General features: G+C 72.8%; 9 protein-coding genes. 4 read left to right on the top strand and 5 right to left on the bottom strand.

Features of this window, described 5'->3' with window-relative positions:
- The first annotated feature begins 94 nt into the window (after nt 1–94).
- The 3 genes from ACZ6S5_RS06285 (at nt 95) to ACZ6S5_RS06295 (ending at nt 12,155) form a co-directional block, all read left to right on the top strand.
- Nucleotides 95–10,159: a pre-peptidase C-terminal domain-containing protein gene (locus tag ACZ6S5_RS06285; RefSeq protein ID WP_465998326.1), complete on the top strand. Its 10,065-nt coding sequence runs from the start codon at nt 95–97 to the stop codon at nt 10,157–10,159.
- A 63-nt stretch (nt 10,160–10,222) separates the two neighbouring features.
- Nucleotides 10,223–10,666, top strand: coding sequence for a hypothetical protein (locus ACZ6S5_RS06290; RefSeq protein ID WP_465998328.1), 444 nt, complete (start codon nt 10,223–10,225; stop codon nt 10,664–10,666).
- 4 nt (nt 10,667–10,670) lie between these two features.
- Entirely contained in the window at nt 10,671–12,155 is a 1,485-nt protein-coding gene (locus tag ACZ6S5_RS06295; protein WP_465998330.1) for a DUF7405 family protein, read from the top strand.
- Here ACZ6S5_RS06295 and ACZ6S5_RS06300 read toward each other — a convergent pair.
- The 4 genes from ACZ6S5_RS06300 to ACZ6S5_RS06315 form a co-directional block, all read right to left on the bottom strand.
- The gene (locus ACZ6S5_RS06300; protein WP_465998332.1) at nt 12,152–12,901 is read right to left on the bottom strand and encodes a tyrosine-protein phosphatase; all 750 of its coding nucleotides are present in this window, start codon (nt 12,899–12,901) and stop codon (nt 12,152–12,154) included. The genes ACZ6S5_RS06295 and ACZ6S5_RS06300 overlap by 4 nt on opposite strands.
- A 57-nt stretch (nt 12,902–12,958) precedes the next feature.
- On the bottom strand, nt 12,959–13,417 hold the full coding sequence (locus ACZ6S5_RS06305) for a PRC-barrel domain-containing protein (RefSeq protein ID WP_465998334.1): 459 nt from the start codon (nt 13,415–13,417) through the stop codon (nt 12,959–12,961).
- An 86-nt stretch (nt 13,418–13,503) separates the two neighbouring features.
- Nucleotides 13,504–14,034 (bottom strand): alkylhydroperoxidase, AhpD family, encoded by a 531-nt coding sequence (gene ahpD / locus ACZ6S5_RS06310; protein ID WP_465998336.1) that lies wholly within the window; start codon nt 14,032–14,034, stop codon nt 13,504–13,506.
- Nucleotides 14,035–14,036: 2 nt separating this feature from the next.
- Nucleotides 14,037–14,597 (bottom strand): peroxiredoxin, encoded by a 561-nt coding sequence (locus tag ACZ6S5_RS06315; RefSeq protein ID WP_465998338.1) that lies wholly within the window; start codon nt 14,595–14,597, stop codon nt 14,037–14,039.
- A 360-nt stretch (nt 14,598–14,957) separates the two neighbouring features.
- Here ACZ6S5_RS06315 and cimA point away from each other — a divergent pair, with 360 nt between their 5' ends.
- Nucleotides 14,958–16,538, top strand: a complete 1,581-nt coding sequence (gene cimA, locus ACZ6S5_RS06320) for a citramalate synthase (protein ID WP_465998340.1) — start codon at nt 14,958–14,960, stop codon at nt 16,536–16,538.
- Between the two features lie 36 nt (nt 16,539–16,574).
- Here the strand turns inward: cimA and ACZ6S5_RS06325 are convergent, their stop codons facing one another.
- On the bottom strand, nt 16,575–17,513 hold the full coding sequence (locus ACZ6S5_RS06325) for an endonuclease/exonuclease/phosphatase family protein (protein WP_465998673.1): 939 nt from the start codon (nt 17,511–17,513) through the stop codon (nt 16,575–16,577).
- Between the last annotated feature and the right edge of the window lie 276 nt (nt 17,514–17,789).

The raw sequence follows: 17,789 nt of genomic DNA on the forward strand, positions 1-17,789 counted from the left end.
GGGCTCGTCGCCGGACATTCACCTCGGTATCTATGCCCATTGATCGATGTCGCCTACCTTGCAGCGCAGAAGTTGCGTCTGTGGGGGAGGCAGCATGTCGAGTCCGCTCGGCCGTCGCACCATCCGATCGAGGGTCTGGGCCGGTGCCCGACTGCGGTTCACCGCGACCCTCGCCGCACTCGTCATGCTGCTGGCCCTCGGGTTCCGGGCCGACCTGCCGGACCTCGTCCCGGCCTCGGTCTCCTGCGACTCGGTGGGCTACGCGTACGACGCCGCCGGGCAGCTCGCCGGCGCGCGGGACCAGGCCGGCCGGACGGCCCGGTACGGCTACGACCCGGCCGGCAACATCACCTCGGTCACCAACGACGGCAGCCCGGCGCTGACCCTGCTGTCGGTGGTGCCCACCCGGGCGGCCGTCGGCGCCGAGGTGACTCTCCAGGGCGGCTGCTTCTCCGACGTACCGGCGGAGAACACCGTCGAGTTCAACGGCGTGCCGGCCCCCGTCACCGCCGCCGACGGGCACCGCCTGGTCACCCGGGTGCCCGCCGGCGCGACCACCGGCCTGATCACCGTCCAGGTCGGTGGGGCCACCGCGACCAGCCCGCAGTCGTTCGTGGTGGCCGGACCGGACGAGTCCGCGCCGACGATCACCGCCGTCTCCCCGAACGTCGTGCTGCCGGGCGGCACCGTCACCGTCACCGGCACCGGGTTCGCCCCCACCGCCGCGGACAACGCCGTCACGCTGAACCGCACCCGCGCCGCCACCTCCGCCGTCGCCGCCGGCAGCCTCACCCTGCAGGTGCCCGCCGGGGCGGCCTCCGGCCGGATCGGCGTGCGCACCCGGTACGGCAGCGGCGACAGCGCGGCCGACGTGTTCGTCGCGCCCGCCCCGTACACGGTCGCCGACGTGGTGCACACCTCCCGGGTCGCGCTCGGTGAGGCGAAGTCGGTGGCCATCCCCAGCGCCGGCGACGTCGCCCTGGTCGTCTTCGACCTGGCCGAGGGGCAGCAGGCGAGCGTGCAGCTGGCCGACGGCACCTTCGGCTCCTGCGGCATCTCCACCGCGAAGGTGCTCGACCCGTTCGGCCGGACCGCGGCGTCCTCCGGGTGCGTGGGCGCCACCGGCTTCATCGACACCGTCAAGGCCCGCACCCCCGGCACGTACACCCTGCTGCTGGCCGCGGCGAGCGGCGCCACCGGCTCGGTCACCGCCACCGTCCGGGAGGTGCCGGCGGACGCCTCGGCGGCCACCACCCCCGGCGGCGGCCCGGTCACCGTGACCACCACCGTGGCCGGCCAGAACGCCGCGGTCACCTTTCCCGGCAGCACCGGCCAGCGGGTCTCGGTGAAGCTGAGCGGCGGCACGTACGGCACCTACAACGCGGCGGTGTCGCTGCGCCGGCCCGGCGGCGGCACGGTGGTCGCCAACGGCTCCTGCGGCACCGGCTGCTTCCTCGACACCACGGTGCTGCCGGTCGACGGCACGTACACCCTCTTCGTCGACCCGCAGTCCACCACCACCGGCGCGATCACCGTCCAGGTGTACGACGTGCCCGCCGACGCCACCGCCAGCGCCACGGCCGGCGGGGACAAGGTCACCGCCACCACCACCGTGCCCGGCCAGAACAGCGTCATCTCCTTCGCCGGCACGGCCGGGCAGCGGGTGCTGGTGCAGCTGACCGACGGCACCTACGGCACGTACAACGCCTCCGCGATCATCCGGAAGCCGGACGGCACCAACCTGACCGGCAGCGCCTACTGCGGCAGCTCCTGCCTCTTCGACACCACCGTCCTGCCGGTGGACGGCACGTACACCATCCTGGTCAACCCGGACACCAGCTACGTCGGCTCGGTGAGCGCCCGGGTGTACGACGTGCCGGCCGACGCCACCGCGAGCACCACCCCCGGCTCCGGCGCGGTCACCGTGGCCACCGCCGTCGGCCAGGGCGCGGTCGTCTCCTTCCCGGGCACCGCCGGGCAGCGGATCTCGGTGCAGCTGAGCGGCGGGACGTACGGCACGTACAACGCCTCGGCGATCATCCGGAAGCCGGACGGCACCAACCTGACCGGCAGCGCGTACTGCGGCAGCTCGTGCTTCTTCGACGCCATGGTCCTGCCGGTCGACGGCACGTACACCATCTACCTCAACCCGGACGGGGTGAGCGTCGGCCAGGTCTCCGCGCAGGTTTACGTGGTGCCGCCGGACGCCACGGTGACCGCCACCCCGGGCGGCCCGGCCGTCACGCTGGGCACCACCGCGCCGGGGCAGAACGCCGCCATCTCGTTCAGCGGCACCGCCGGCCAGCGGATCTCGGTGCAGATGACCGGCGGGACGTTCGGCACCTACAACGCCTCGGCGGTGATCCGGAAGCCGGACGGCACCAACCTGACCGGCAGCAACTACTGCGGGTCCGCCTGCTTCTTCGACGCGGTGGTGCTGCCGGTCGACGGCACGTACACGATCTTCCTGAACCCGGACGCCACCGTGGTCGGCGAGGTCACCACGCAGGTGTACGACGTGCCGGCGGACGCCGCGGCCAGCACCACGCCGGGCGGCGCGCAGGTCACCGTCACCACCACCGTGCCCGGCCAGAACGCGGTGGTCTCCTTCGCCGGCACCGCTGGGCAGTCGGTCTCGGTCACGCTGGCCAACGGCACCTTCGGCACGTACAACGCCTCCGCGACGCTGCGCGCGCCGGACGGCGCCACCATCGTCAGCGAGAGCTACTGCGGCACGAGCTGCTCGTTCAACGCGGTCGTGCTGCCGGTGACCGGCACCTACACCGTCCTGGTGAACCCGAACGGCACGCTCCTCGGCTCGATCACCGGCCAGGTCTACGACGTGCCGAACGACGCGGTCGCCAACACCACGCCCGGCGGCGCGGCGGTCACGGTGACCACCACGGTGCCGGGGCAGAACGCGGTGGTCTCCTTCCCGGCGACGGCCGGGCAGCGGGTGGCGGTGGCGCTCTCCGCCGGCACCTACGGCAGCACCGAGGCGACGGTGACCGTGCGGAAGCCGGACGGCTCCACGGTCCTGACCAACACCTCGTGCGGCACCTCCTGCTTCCTGGACGCGACCGTGCTGCCGGTCGACGGCACGTACACGGTGCTGGTCGACCCGAAGGGCACCGCCGTCGGCGCGATCACCGTCAAGGTGCACGACGTGCCGGCGGACGCCACCGCGAGCACCACGCCGGGCGGTGCGGCGGTCACCGTGACCACCACCGTGCCGGGGCAGAACGCAGTGGTGTCGGTGCCGGGAACGGCCGGGCAGCGGGTCGCGGTGCAGCTCTCGTCCGGCACGTTCGGCACCAACGAGGCGGTGGTGACGTTGCGGAAGCCGGACGGCACGGCGCTCGTGTCGAACGGCAACTGCGGCGCGTCCTGCTTCCTCGACACCACCGCGCTGCCGGCCGACGGCACCTACACGGTGCTGGTCGATCCCAAGGTCACCGCCGTCGGCGGCATCACGGTGAAGGTGTACGACGTGCCGGCCGACCGGACGGCCGCCACCACGCCCAACGGGGCGGCGGTCACCGTGACCACCACCGTCCCCGGCCAGAACGCCGTGGTGTCGTTCCCCGGCACCGCCGGCCAGATCGTCACCGTCACCATGTCGGCGGGCTCGTACGCCGGCGGCAACACGGCCGTCGTCCTGCGCGCCCCCAACGGCAGCACCGTCACCAGCACCTCGTCCTGCGCCACGAGCTGCTCGTTCAGCTCGGTGTCGCTGGCCGCCGCCGGCACCTACACGGTGCTGGTGGACCCGGTCGCGGCGGCGGTCGGCAGCCTCACCGTCCAGGTCTTCGACGTGCCGGTGGACGCCACGGTGAGCACCACCCCGGGCGGCGACCCGGTCACCCTCACGACCACCGTGCCCGGGCAGAACGGCGTGGTGTCGTTCCCCGGCACCGCCGGCCAGCGGATCCTCATCCAGGCCACCGGCGGCACGTACGGCACGTACAACGCGTCGGCGATCGTGCGGAAGCCGGACGGGTCCAACCTGACCGGCAGCACCTACTGCGGGGCGTCCTGCCTCTTCGACACCACGACACTGCCGGTGACCGGCACGTACACCGTCTTCGTCGACCCGTCGGGCACCTACACCGGCTCGCTCACCGTCCGGGTGTACGACGTGCCCGCCGACGCCACCGGGAGCGCCACCCCGGGCGGCGGCGCGGTCACCCTGACCACCACCGTGCCGGGCCAGAACGCCGTGCTCTCCTTCCCGGGCACCGCCAACCAGCGGATCGTGGTGCAGGGGACCGGCGGCACGTACGGCACGTACAACGCCTCGGCGATCATCCGGAAGCCGGACGGGTCGAACCTGACCGGCAGCGCGTACTGCGGGGCGGGCTGTTTCTTCGACACCACGACGCTGCCGGTGACCGGCACGTACACCATCTTCCTGAACCCGGACGCCGTCGCGACCGGCTCGGTGACCCTGCGGGTCTACGACGTGCCGGCGGACGCCACGGCCACCGCGAGCGTCGGCGGCGACGCGGTGGCGCTGGGCACCACCGCCCCGGGGCAGAACGCCACGCTGACGTTCACCGGTACGGCCAACCAGCGGATCGTGGTGCAGGGGACCGGCGGCACGTACGGCACCTACAACGCCTCGCTGATCATCCGGAAGCCGGACGGGTCGAACCTGACCGGCAGCGCGTACTGCGGGGCGGGCTGTTTCTTCGACACCACGACGCTGCCGGTGACCGGCACGTACACCATCTTCCTGAACCCGGACGCCGTCGCGACCGGCTCGGTGACCCTGCGGGTCTACGACGTGCCGGCCGACGCCACGGCCACCGCGAGCGTCGGCGGGGACGCGGTGCCGCTCGGCACCACGGCGCCCGGGCAGAACGCCACGCTCTCCTTCACCGGCACGGCCGGGCAGCGGATCGTGGTGCAGGGGACCGGCGGCACGTACGGCACGTACAACGCCTCGGCGATCGTGCGGAAGCCGGACGGGTCGAACCTGACCGGCAGCGCGTACTGCGGGGCGGGCTGTTTCTTCGACACCACGACGCTGCCGGTGACCGGCACGTACACGATCTTCCTGAACCCGGACGGGATGTACACCGGGTCGGTCAACCTGCGGATCTACGACGTGCCGGCCGACGCCACGGCCACCGCGAGCATCGGCGGCGCCCCGGCCACCCTCACCACCACCGGTCCGGGCCAGAACGCGACCCTCTCCTTCACCGGCACCGCCGGGCAGCGGATCTCCGTGGTGGGCAGCGCCGGCACGTACGGCACCTACAACGCCTCGGCGATCGTGCGGAAGCCGGACGGGTCCAACCTGACCGGCAGCGCCTACTGCGGGGCGGGCTGCTTCTTCGACGTCACCACGCTGCCGGTCAGCGGCACGTACACGATCTTCCTGAACCCGGACGGCATGTACACCGGCGCGGTCACCCTCCAGGTGAACGACGTCCCGGCGGACGCCACCGCGAGCGCCACGCCGGGCGGGCCGACGGTCACCCTGACCACCACCGTCCCCGGCCAGAACGCCGCGATGACCTTCGCCGGCACCGCCGGCCAGGTGGTCAGCGTGGTGATGAGCGCCGGCACCTACGGCACGTACAACGCCTCGGCGATTGTCCGGAAGCCGGACGGGTCCAACCTGACCACCAGCGCGTACTGCGGCTCGTCCTGCGCCTTCAACTCGCTCACCCTGCCCACCACCGGCACGTACACGGTCTTCGTCGACCCGTCGTCCACCCTGGTCGGCAGCCTCACCGGCGAGGTTCGGCTGCCCGCCGGCCTCACCGCCGCCGCCCCGAAGGCCACCACCGAGGCGAAGGCCACCACCGACGCGAAGACCGCGCCGGCCGACGTCACCGAGAGCTGGACGCCGGACCGGTTCAACCTCTCCGGGGAGGACTGGGCGGCCCACCGCACCGGCGCGTACGGCCACGTGCAACCGGCGCGGCGGGCCGAGCCGGGGGTCACCGCCCTCGCCGGGCAGGCGCTGCTGCTCAACGGCAAGCCGCTGCCGGGCGTCACGCTCTCCGTCGGCCGGCACGCCACCCGTACCGACGCCAGCGGCCGGTTCCTGCTCGCCGGGCTCACCGCCGGACACCAGGTGCTGGTCATCGACGGCGCGACCGCGAGCAGCCCGGGTCGGGCGTTCGGCCGCTTCGAGACCGGGGTGGACCTGAAGGCCGGCGAGACGGTCGAGCTGTCGTACCCGATCTGGATGACCCGCCTGGACACCGAGCACGCCGTCCGCATCCCGTCGCCGACGAAGCAGCAGACGGTGATCACCACCCCGGCGATCCCGGGCTTCGAGGTGCGGCTGCCCAAGGGCAGCGTGATCCGCGACCGGGCCGGCAAGCGCGTCACCGAGCTCTCCATCACCGCGATCCCGGTGGACCAGCCGCCGTTCCCGCTGCCGGTCGGGGTCCGCACCCCGGTCTACTTCACCGTGCAGCCCGGCGGCTCGGTGATCCTGCCCGACGGCGCGCAGATCATCTACCCGAACACTCAGGGTCTGGCGCCGGGCAGCCGGCTGGACTTCTGGGACTACGACCCGGGCCGGGTGCCGTGCACCAAGGCGCCGGTCAAGTCGTACCCGAAGAAGCCCGCCAAGGCGGTGAAGGCGCCCGCGGTCTGCGCGGTGACCGGCGCGGAGGCCGGCTGGTACATCTACGGCCACGGCACGGTCAGCCCGGACGGTCGGCAGATCGTGCCCGACCCGGACGTGCGGGTCTGGGAGTTCACCGGCGCCATGTTCAACGGCAGCGGCAAGCGCCCGGCCGGCTCGGGCCCGGGCGAGGACGGCGACTCCGGCGGCGACCCGGTCGACCTGGCCAGCGGGCTCTTCGTCGACGAGCACACCGACCTCGTGGTCAACGACGTGCTGCCGATCTCGATCACCCGCACCTACCGGCAGAACGACACCAACTCCCGCGAGTTCGGCATCGGCGCCAACTTCGGCTACGGCATCTTCATCTACTCGGAGCAGCAGTACGTCCAGGCCGACCTGGTGCTGCCGGACAGCGGCAAGGTCCACTTCGACCGGATCAGCCCCGGCACCGGCTGGACGGACGCCGTCTTCAGGGCGGTCAACACCACCGGACCGTTCCGCGACTCGGTGATGAGCTGGAACGGCAACGGCTGGGACCTGGTCCGCACCGACGGGATGACCTACGTCTTCGGCGAGAACGCGCCGTTGCAGGCGATCCGGGACCGGCACGGCAACCAGATCACCCTGACCCGCTCCAGCGGCGGGCAGTCCGGCGACATCACCCAGATCACCTCGCCGAACGGGCGCTGGATCAAGCTCGCCTACACCAGCGGCCGGGTCACCCGGGCCGAGGACAACGCCGGCCGGGTCGTCCAGTACGGCTACGACAGCTCCGGCCGGCTCACCTCGGTCACCTCGCCGGGCGGCCGGACCACCAGCTACACCTACGACAGCGCGCACCGGATGACCACGGTCACCGACGCCCGGGGCATCACCTACCTGACCAACACCTACGACGCCAACGGGCGGGTGGCCGGCCAGACCATGCCCGGCGGGGTGACCTACGGGTTCGCGTACACCACGGACGCGACCGGCAAGGTCGTGAAGACCACGGTCACCGAACCGGACGGCAGCGTCCGGGAGACCAGCTTCGACGGCGACCGGCGGGTGGTCGCCGAGACCATCGACGTCGGCACCGCCTCGGAGCGCACCTCCACCGCCATTCGTGACCCGGCCACCCACCTGCCCACCGCGCTGGTCGACCCGTACGGCCGGCGCACCACCGTCGGCTACGGCCCGAACGGCGACCTGAACGCGGTCACCACGCTCGCCGGCACCGCCGCCGCGCAGTCCGCCACGGTCACCTCCGGCGGCCCGTACCGGCAGCTCACCTCGGTCACCGACGACCAGGGCCGGAGCACCCGGATGGAGTACGACGACGACGGCGACCTGGTGGCCACCACCGACGCCGCCGGCCGGACCCGCCGGTACACCTACAACGGAGCCGGCCAGGTCACCTCGTCCATTGACCCGCTCGGCAACACCACCCGCTACACCTACGAGCAGGGCGACCTCGTCGCGGTGACCGACCCGCTCGGCCGGACCACCCGCAGCTTCGTCGACGCGGCCGGCCGGCCGGTGGCGGTGACCGACGCGCAGGGCGTGCTGGAGCACGTCCGCTACGACCCGGACAACCAGATCGTCACCAGCACCGACGGCCTGGGCCGCAGCACCACCTTCGAGTACGACGGCAACGGCAACCTGACCAAGGTCACCGACCCGCGCGGCAACAACACCACCGTCGCGTACGACAGCTCGGACCGGCCGGTCACCGTCACCGACCCGCTGGGCAGGCAGGCCCGGCAGTCGTACGACCTGCTCGGCCGGGCGGTCTCCGCCACCGACCGGCGGGGGAAGACCACCGTCACCGAGTACGACGCGCTCGGCCGGACCACCTTCGTCGGGTACGGCACCACGGCCGGCCCGAACTACGAGAGCACCAAGCGGTTCGGCTACGACACCCTGGACCGGCTCACCACCATCGACGACTCGGCCGGCGGCGTGGTCAGCCTCGCCTGGAACGACCTCGACCAGGTGACCAGCGTGACCAGCCCGGCCGGCACGGTCGGCTACTCCTACGACGACACCGGCCGGCGCTCCGGGATGACCGTGCCGGGGCAGCCCGCCATCGCGTACGACTACGACCCCAGCGGCCTGATCGAGCAGATCACCCAGGGCGGCACCACCGCCACCTGGCACCGGGACGCGGCCGGGCGCACCGACCGGGTCGAGCAGGCCGGCGTGGTCACCCGGTACGCGTACGACGCGGCCTCCCAGCTCACCGGGATGTCGTACGAGAGCGCCGGCGGGGTGCCGATCGGCAACCTCGGCTACCGGTACGACGCCGCCGGGCGGGTGGCGGACCTGACCGGCAGCCTCGCCCACGTCACCATCCCCAGCACCGGCCCGCCGGCCAGCTACGACGCCGCGAACCGGCTGACCGCCCGGGGCGACCGGACGTACAGCTACGACGACGAGGGCAACCTCACCGGCGACGGGGTGCTCGGCTACACCTGGAACGCTCGGGGCGAACTGGCCGGGGTGACCGGGCCGGGCCTGGCCGCGACGTACGGCTACGACGCCGCCGGGCGGCTGGCCAGCCGTACCGCCGGCGGGGCCACCACCACGTTCCTCTACGACGGACCGAACCTGATCCGCGAGCAGGCCGGCGCGACCGTCGCCGACCGGCTCACCGCCGGGCTCGACCAGACCGTGGTCCGCACCGACGTGGACGGGGCCCGGGTGCCGATCACCGACGCGCTGGGCAGCGTGCTCGGCCTGGCCGACTCCACCGGCACGCTGACCACCCAGTACGCCTACGACCCGTTCGGCGTGGTCACCGCCAGCGGCGCGGCCAGCGGCAACACCCAGCAGTTCACCGGCCGCGAGCGTGATCCGGACACCGGGCTGCTCTACAACCGGGCCCGCTGGTACAGCCCGGAGACGGGCCGCTTCCTCAGCCAGGACCCGGCCGGCTTCGGCGGCGGCAGCGCCAACCTCTACACCTACGCCCTCAACGACCCGGTCAACCTCTCCGACCCCAACGGCGACTGCCCGATCTGCGTGGCCATCATCGTCGGGGCGTTGGTCGGCGGCGCCACCTCGGTGGGCATCGGCGCCGGCATCTCGGCGGTGACCGGCCGCAAATACACCTGGAACGACGCCCTCAAGGACTTCGCCATCGGCGCCGCGATCGGCGGCCTCACCGGCGGGGCCGGGGCGTGGCTCAAGGCGGGCAGCTCGGTGTGGAAGCTCGGCCAGTTCGAGCGCGGCCTGGCCATCGAGGCGAAGCTCGGCGGCAACCTGCCCCGCAGCTTCCCGACCATCGACCGGTTCGCCAACGGCACCGCGACCAGCATCAAGAGCGTCGACCTGGGGGCCAAGACGTACCAGTCGGCGGCGAAGCTGACCAGCCGGCTCAAGGGCTATGTGGACAAGGCCGCCGGCTTCGCCAAGAGCAACCCGGTGACCTGGGACGGCGTCACCATCCGGCCCGGCCAGGTCGCCGCCCGCGAGTTGGAGATCGTGGTCCCGCGCGGGGCCACCGCAGCCCAACAGAACGCGTTGAACCAGATAATCCAGTACGGCGCCCAGAAGGGCGTGACGGTCCGGATCATCGTGATGTAGGCAGCCCGGCGGGGGACGTCCCACGGGTACCCTGGGACGTCCCCCGGTCGACAGAGGACACCCATGATCAGAACCGCTGGACTCGACCTGCGCAGAGGTCGGTACGTCGCGCACTCCTCCTCGCTCACCATCGACGGCATGTGGATCGCCAACGGCGTCTTCGACCTCCTCGACGGCGACGCCGGGGACAAGGAGCTGGGGGCGGCGGTGCGTCGCATGCTGGACGCCTCGCGCAGCGGGGTGCCCACGCCGGACCTGCGGACCGGGCCGTCGCCGTTCGCGCCGGTCCTCGACGCGCTCGGCCTGCGGTCCTGGGCCACCTACGCCAAGGGCACCGTGCACGTCGACGTCGAGCAGGACGGTGACGAGGTGCTGGTGACCCCGACCCGCAACGGGGGCGCCCGGGAGGGCTTCGTGGGCGACACCGACCGGACGGCGCGGTTGACCGCCCCGGACGACGAGGCGCTGGGCGGGGCGCTGCGCGCCGCGCTCGGCCGGTCCAGCTGACCCGATGGACGGCGAACCCCGGCTCAGCCGGCGCACCATGCTGGCCGGCGGCGCGCTGGCCATGGCCGCCTCGGCCCTCGCGGCCTGCTCGGCGAACGCCCGCACCCCGGCCCGCCCCGCCGCCCCGGACGGCGCGGCGGAGCTGCCCGACATCCAGTTCGACGTGGCCCGGTACAGCGCGCCCGAGCAGACCTCGTCGACCGGCGGCCCGTTCGTCATGCCGCCGGTGCACACCGTCTACCTGACCGCCGCGCTGGGCCGTATCCCCACCCCGGCCGACCAGCGCGAACTGGTCCGGGTGCTGGCCGCGCTGGAGTCCCGGTACCCGTTCGGCGCGGCCGGCCTGATGACCTTCGTGTCGTACGGCCTGCCGTACTTCCGCCGGCTGCCCGGCGGGCTCACCGGCGAACTGGTGGGCGCGCACCTGCCGAAGCTGCTCGCCGACCCGGCCCGCTCGGTGCTGGAGGAGGCCGAGCCGGCCCCGACGGACGTCCACCCGGACAACCCGGGGGTCACCAAGAAGCGGTTCACCGTGCCGGTCCGGATCGAGCAGAACGACCTGCTCTTCACCTTCCGCAGCGACCGGGCCGCGGTGATCCAGGAGGTGCTCGCCTGGTTCGACGGCAGCGGCACCCTGGCCGGCCGGCCGACGCCCTCGCCGGCCTTCGCCGGCCTGCTCACGGTCACCTCCAGCCGGCACATGTTCACCCAGGTCGGCCTGCCCCGGTCGGTGGCCGAGCAGAACCACCTGCCGTACGCCCGGTTCATCCAGCCCGACTCGCCGATGTGGATGGGCTTCTCCGACCAGCAGGTCAACGCCTCGGGCCCGCCGGCGATCTGCACCTTCGCCGGCAACGCCGCGGCCCGGCTCACCACCGCCCGGCCCGGCGACTACCTGGACAACGGCGGCATCCAGCACCTGTCGCACGTCATCCTCGACATGCTCCAGTTCTACGACATGGCCTCCCCGGACACCCCGCCCAGCGACAACGGCAACTTCACCAAGCGGGTGCAGTACATGTTCCACGCGCCGCCGGTGCACCCGGGCAAACCCGACCAGCTGACCGACGGCGGCGGGCCGTCCTTCCTGCCGGCCGAGAACCGCGGGCCGGACTACGCGGAGCGGACCGCCCGCGGCATCGGCCTGCCCCGCGGCGAGCGGCGGATGGGGCACCTCTCCACCCTCCAGCGCACCTCCCGGGCGCCGGACGGCACCCCGATGCACCTGCGGGTGGACGGTCCGGGCTTCGACGCGCTGGACGTGCCGGACGGCAGCAGCCAGCCGAAGCTGCACTTCAGCGTCTTCGTGCCGACGGCCGACTTCTTCGCCCGGATGCGGCGCAGCCAGGCCGCGGTGGACCTGGCCCGCAAGCACCGGGTGGCCGAGCAGGACAACGGCCTGGAACGCTTCCTGACCTGCACCCGCCGGCAGAACTTCCTGGTCCCACCCCGGCGGCACCGGGCCTTCCCGCTGGTCGAGCTGGCCTAGTCCAGGAGGTGCGCCCGCAGCCCGTCGAGCTGTGCGTCGGTCACCCCGGCGTGGCGCAGGTAGCCGTCCACCGAGCCGTACCCCTCGCGCAGTTCGGCGAGGAAGAGCGTCATCGCCTCGGCCGGGGAGGCGAGGTAGGGACGGGGCGGCTGCTCCGCCTCGGGCAGCGTGGCGGCCACCCAGGCGCTGAACCGCTCGGACGCCTCGGTGCTCAGCGCGTAGTCGGCGGCGATGTCGACATCGGCCACGCCGAGCACCGCGAGGGTGAGCGCGCAGACGACGCCGGTGCGGTCCTTGCCGGCGACGCAGTGCACCACCACCGGCGCGTTGGCGCTGTCCGCGATGAGCCCGACCGCCTCGGCCAGGCCGGCGGTGCCGGTCTGCGCCAGGGCCGCGTAGCGGTCGGCGAGCCAGCGGGCCAGGCTCTCCTGCGGGTCGTACGAGACCGTGGCCCAGTCCTGGTGCTCCGGGTGGATGTGCCGGTAGGCGAGCCCGTCGTACGCCGGCACCCGGCCGTCGCGGGCCACCTCGGTGTCGCGGCGCAGGTCGATGACGGTGCGGATGCCCAGCGCGGTGAACGCCGCCCGGTCGGTCTCGTCGATCCGGTGCAGCGAGTCCGAGCGGTAGAGCCGGCCCGGACGGACGCGACGCCCGTCGTGACCGGTCAGGCCGCCGACGTCGCGGAAGTTGAAGAGGGCGGGGAAGGGGCTGCGGTGCGGGGTCTCCGTGGCGTCCACCCCTGACACGGTAACGGCCGGCGGGACACCGTGGTGCCCCGCCGGCCGCCTGCGCAGGTGTCTCCGTTACCGGGCGGTACCCGGCGGGATCGACGAGTAGGTGTCGTCGTAGTACCCGCCGAGCTTCTCCCGGTACGCCGGATCCGTGTCGGTGCTCTCGTCGTACTCGGGCGCGGCCTTGATCTGGTCCTTGCCCCGGTCGACGTAGACCTTCCGCTCGTCGTGGTCGACGTGGTTGACGGTGCCGGCCGGCAGCATGACCTTCTTGCCGAAGATCCACGGCCCGGTGTCCACCACGAGGTAACTGGAGTTCACCTCGTGGCTGGCCCGGTCCACCTTGCCGATACCGCCGTCCGTCGCCTCCACCTTGTAGCCGACCAGGTCGATGCCGGTCACCCCGGCCTCGTCCCGGTAGGCCCACGGATCGAAGCGCCCGGCGGGCGCGCCGCCCGCGAAGGCGCCCTGACCACCCTGGGTCAGCGGGTCCGGCGTCCCGTGGGTCGTTCGAGGGTCGAGCCGCTCCATGGCGTTCACTCCCTTTCTCGACTTTCTCGGGGGATGTGCCTGTCGAACCCTTTCGTACCCGGTGCGGAGATCGGTACACCTGTGACTCAGGCCAACGCGGCCTCCGCGTCCAGCGCCACCGCCGCGGCGTGCACGACCGCCGCGATACGCAGCGCCTCGTGCACCTGCTCGCGCGTGTACCCGGCCGCCCGCAGGGTCTTCTCGTGCGACTCAAGGCAGACGCCGCAGCCGGTGATCGCCGAGACAGCGAGGCACCAGAGCTCGAAGTCGCCCTTGTCCACCCCCGGCCGGGCGATGATCTGCATCCGCAGCCGGGCCGGCATCGACGCGTACTGCTCGTCGCCGATCAGGTGCTTGGCCCGGTAGTAGACGTTGTTCATCGCCATGATCGTGGCCGCGCCCTTGGCCGCCTCGATTGCCTCCGGGGTGAGGTGGCCGGCCGCCTCGGCGGCGATCTCCCGCAGCACCACCGGGTTCCGCGCGGCGACCGCGCAGGCCAGGGCGGTGCCCCAGGCCTGCTCGGGCTTCAACGTGGAGGTGCCGGCGGTCGAGCCGAGGTTGAGCTTGATGTCCTTGGCGTACTCGGGCAGAGCCGCCTTGACCGCGTCCAGCCCCACGGTCAGGCCCCGGCGCCCGCGAGCAGCGCGGTGGCGTCCAGGGTGGCGCCGCCCTTGTTCCAGTTGCACGGGCAGAGCTCGTCGGTCTGCAGCGCGTCCAGCACCCGCAGCACCTCGGCGACGTTCCGGCCGACCGAGCCGGCGGTGACCATGGCGAACTGGATCTCGTTGTTCGGGTCGACGATGAAGGTCGCCCGCTGGGCGACGCCGTCCTCACCGAGCACGCCGCAGGCGGCGGTCAGCTCGCGCTTGATGTCGCTGACCATCGGGAAGGGCAGCTCGCGCAGGTCCGGGTGGTCCTTGCGCCAGGCGTAGTGGACGAACTCGTTGTCGACGGAGACGCCGAGGACCTGGGCGTCCCGGTCGGCGAACTCCCCGTTGAGCCGGCCGAACTCGGCGATCTCGGTCGGGCAGATGAAGGTGAAGTCCTTCGGCCAGAAGAAGACCACGCGCCACTTGCCCTCGTAGGACTTGTGGTTGATCGTCTCGAACGCCTTGTCGGCGTCCAGCGACACGCAGGCGGTGAGTTCGTACTCGGGGAAGCGATCACCGACAGTGAGCACAGGTCCTCCTTGGCAGCGGCTTGTCAGCGGCGCGGGGCCGGTAACTGGATCGGTTCCAGATACTTCCGCAGTCGCGTTTCCGCCGCTCCGCGGGCGGATCACTTGTGAAGTCGATCACCGGCGGCGCGCTCTGCGCCGGACCCGCCCGCCCGTCGGGTATGGCCACCCTCCGTCACCGTCCCGGCATGTGGATTTTGCCTCCCAAAACCGGGGTCGGGGTGGCAGAGTACGGAACGTGACCAGCTCCGTCCTGATTATTGGCAACTAGCGCGCCGGCCTCCCCCTCGCCGAGCGCGCAGACCTCCCGCATCCGCGGGGGGTCTTTTTGTTGCTCCCCGCAGGTTCGAGAAGAGGACTCCCATGACCTTCCAGGTGTACGACACGACGCTGCGCGACGGCGCGCAGCGCGAGGGGCTCAGCTACTCGGTGGTCGACAAGCTGGCGGTGGCCCGCCTGCTCGACGACCTCGGGGTCGGCTTCATCGAGGGCGGGTGGCCCGGCGCGGTGCCGAAGGACACCGAGTTCTTCCGGCGCGCCCGCACCGAGCTGGACCTGAAGCACGCGATCCTGGTCGCCTTCGGCGCCACCCGCAAGGCGGGGATGGCGGTCGAGGCCGACCCGCAGGTGCGCGGGCTGCTCGACGCGGAGACGCCGGCCGTGGCGCTGGTCGCCAAGGCGGACCTGCGGCACGTCGAGCGGGCGCTGCGGACCACCGCCGAGGAGAACCTGGCGATGATCCGCGACACCGTGACCCGCCTGGTCGCGCAGGGGCGGCGGGTCTTCGTCGACGGGGAGCACTTCTTCGACGGCTACCGCCACGACCCGGCGTACACCGCCGCGGTGCTGGAGACGGCGCTCGCCGCCGGGGCGGAACGGTTCGTGCTCTGCGACACCAACGGCGGCATGCTGCCGTCCCAGGTCACCGCCGCCATCGCCGACGTCACCGCGCGCACCGGCGTGGCGCCGGACCTGCTCGGCATCCACTGCCAGAACGACACCGCCTGCGCGGTCGCCAACACCATCGCCGCCGTCGAGGCCGGCGTCCGACACTTCCAGGGCACCGCCAACGGGTACGGCGAGCGCCCCGGCAACGCCGACATCTTCGCGGTCGTCGCCAACCTCCAGCTCAAGCTCGGGCTGCCCGTCCTACCCGAGGGCTGCCTGGAACAGATGGTGCGGGTCTCGCACGCCATCGCCGAGATCGCCAACATCGCCCCCGACACCCACCAGGCGTACGTCGGGGCCGCGGCCTTCGCCCACAAGGCGGGACTGCACGCGAGCGCGATCAAGGTCGACCCGTTGCTCTACAACCACGTGGACCCGTCGGTGGTGGGCAACGACATGCGGATCCTGGTGACCGAGATGGCCGGCCGGGCCAGCATCGAGCTCAAGAGCCGCGAGCTCGGTCTGGACCTGGCCGGCCATCCGGAGGCGCTCGCCACGGTCACCAAGCGGGTGAAGGAGCTGGAGGCGGGCGGCTGGTCGTTCGAGGCCGCCGACGCCTCGTTCGAGCTGCTGGTCCGGGCCGAGCTGCCGGACCGGGCCGCGCCGCGGCCGTTCACCCTGGAGTCGTACCGGGTGATCGTCGAGCACCGCGAGGACGGCGCGGTGGTCTCCGAGGCCACCGTGAAGATCCGGGTACGCGGCGAGCGGGTGATCGCCACCGCCGAGGGCAACGGCCCGGTCAACGCGCTGGACGAGGCGCTGCGTACGGCGCTGGCCCGGCACTACCCGGAGCTGCGCGACTTCGAGCTGGCCGACTACAAGGTCCGCATCCTGGAGGGCAGCCACGGCACCGGCGCGGTCACCCGGGTGCTGGTGGAGACCGCCGGCACGGGCCGCGACTGGACCACGGTCGGCGTGCACCCGAACGTCGTCGAGGCGTCCTGGCACGCGCTCGTCGACGCGCTCACCTACGGCCTGGACCGCGCCCGGGTGTGAGGAGGTGGCTCTGCCGACGTGGGTCGGCCGGCGCGCTCAGCGCGCGGCCGGCAGGCGCAGCTCGGCGAGGACGGCGCGGTGGTCGCTGCCCGGGAGCGGGTGCACCTCGACCGCGCGGACCGCGATGCGCCGATCGGCCAGCACGTGGTCGATGGTGACCGGCGGGATGCGGTCGCCGTCGTACGGGCCCCAGGTGCCGGCGAGCCCCGCGCCGGCCGCGTCCGCCGCGTCGACGTAACCGGTGGCGATCAGGTCGCGCAGCGGCGCGTGGTCGAGGGTGGCGTTGAAGTCCCCGGCCAGCACGCTGAGCTGCCCGCGCGGGGTGGCGGGTGGCTGCGCCCGCAGGTCGGTCCACCAGTCCGGGACCACCGCGACGGCGTACGGGGAGGCCGGGTGCGCCGACTCCACCCGCAGGGGTGGCGCGCCCGGCACGGCGAGGGTCCCGTACGCCTGGAGGAAGGCGAAGCCGTTGTTGCGCCGGACGCCCGTCGCGCTGAGCGGGTGGCGCGCGTAGAGGGCGGAGCCGCCGGCGCCGGGCTCCGGGTGCAGCTCCCGGAAGGGCAGCAGGGTGGCCAGCCCGAGCCGGTCCAGCTCGGTGGCGATGCCGGGGGTGAACTCCTGCACGGCCAGCACGTCGACCCGTCGAGTGCGGACCAGGCCGACCAGCGCGGCCGGGTCGGCGCCGCCAAGCAGCAGGTTGGCGGTGAGCAGGCGCAGGGTGGGGCCGTCGGCCGGCGGCTGGTCGGCCCGGACGGCGCGGGGCGCCACCGCACCGAGCAGCGTCAGCGCGGTGACCGCCGCGACCACCGCCGGGGTGCGGCGGCGCAGGGCGAGCGCCAGCGCCAGCGGTGCCAGCGCACCGGCCGCGACGTACGGCGTGAAGGCGACCGCCTGCACCAACGGCCCCCGCTCCAGCCCGGCCAGCCGCAGCACGGCCCAAGCGGCTGCCGGCACCACGGCCAGCCAGCAGGCCACCGTAGCGATCCGGGCCGCCCGACCCGTCGTCCGCCCCTCGCGCACTACCCCCGTCACGGCCGTCACCGTACCGGCCGGGTGCCCGGCGCGATGCCCTGAGGCAATTTCGCGAATCGCCGATAATTCATCTTTCGGCCCCCGCCGTGGCGGGGGCCGGTGCCGTCCGGGCCGGCCTGGGTCCTCACGTATCAGCCGTGCCGTTGCGACCCGGCCGAGGGAGTCGTCCCGATCTCGTCCGGGATGGGTCGCGGAGGGGCTGATAATCCGACGTTTGTC

This window comes from Micromonospora sp. NPDC051924, assembly GCF_055586005.1.

What these genes read in the sequence shown, in the direction of transcription:
- ACZ6S5_RS06285 (WP_465998326.1), top strand. Translation starts at nt 95, where the DNA reads ATGTCGAGTCCGCTCGGCCGTCGCACCATCCGATCGAGGGTCTGGGCC.
- ACZ6S5_RS06290 (WP_465998328.1), top strand. Translation starts at nt 10,223, where the DNA reads ATGATCAGAACCGCTGGACTCGACCTGCGCAGAGGTCGGTACGTCGCG.
- ACZ6S5_RS06295 (WP_465998330.1), top strand. Translation starts at nt 10,671, where the DNA reads ATGGACGGCGAACCCCGGCTCAGCCGGCGCACCATGCTGGCCGGCGGC.
- ACZ6S5_RS06305 (WP_465998334.1), bottom strand. Translation starts at nt 13,417, where the DNA reads ATGGAGCGGCTCGACCCTCGAACGACCCACGGGACGCCGGACCCGCTG.
- cimA (WP_465998340.1), top strand. Translation starts at nt 14,958, where the DNA reads ATGACCTTCCAGGTGTACGACACGACGCTGCGCGACGGCGCGCAGCGC.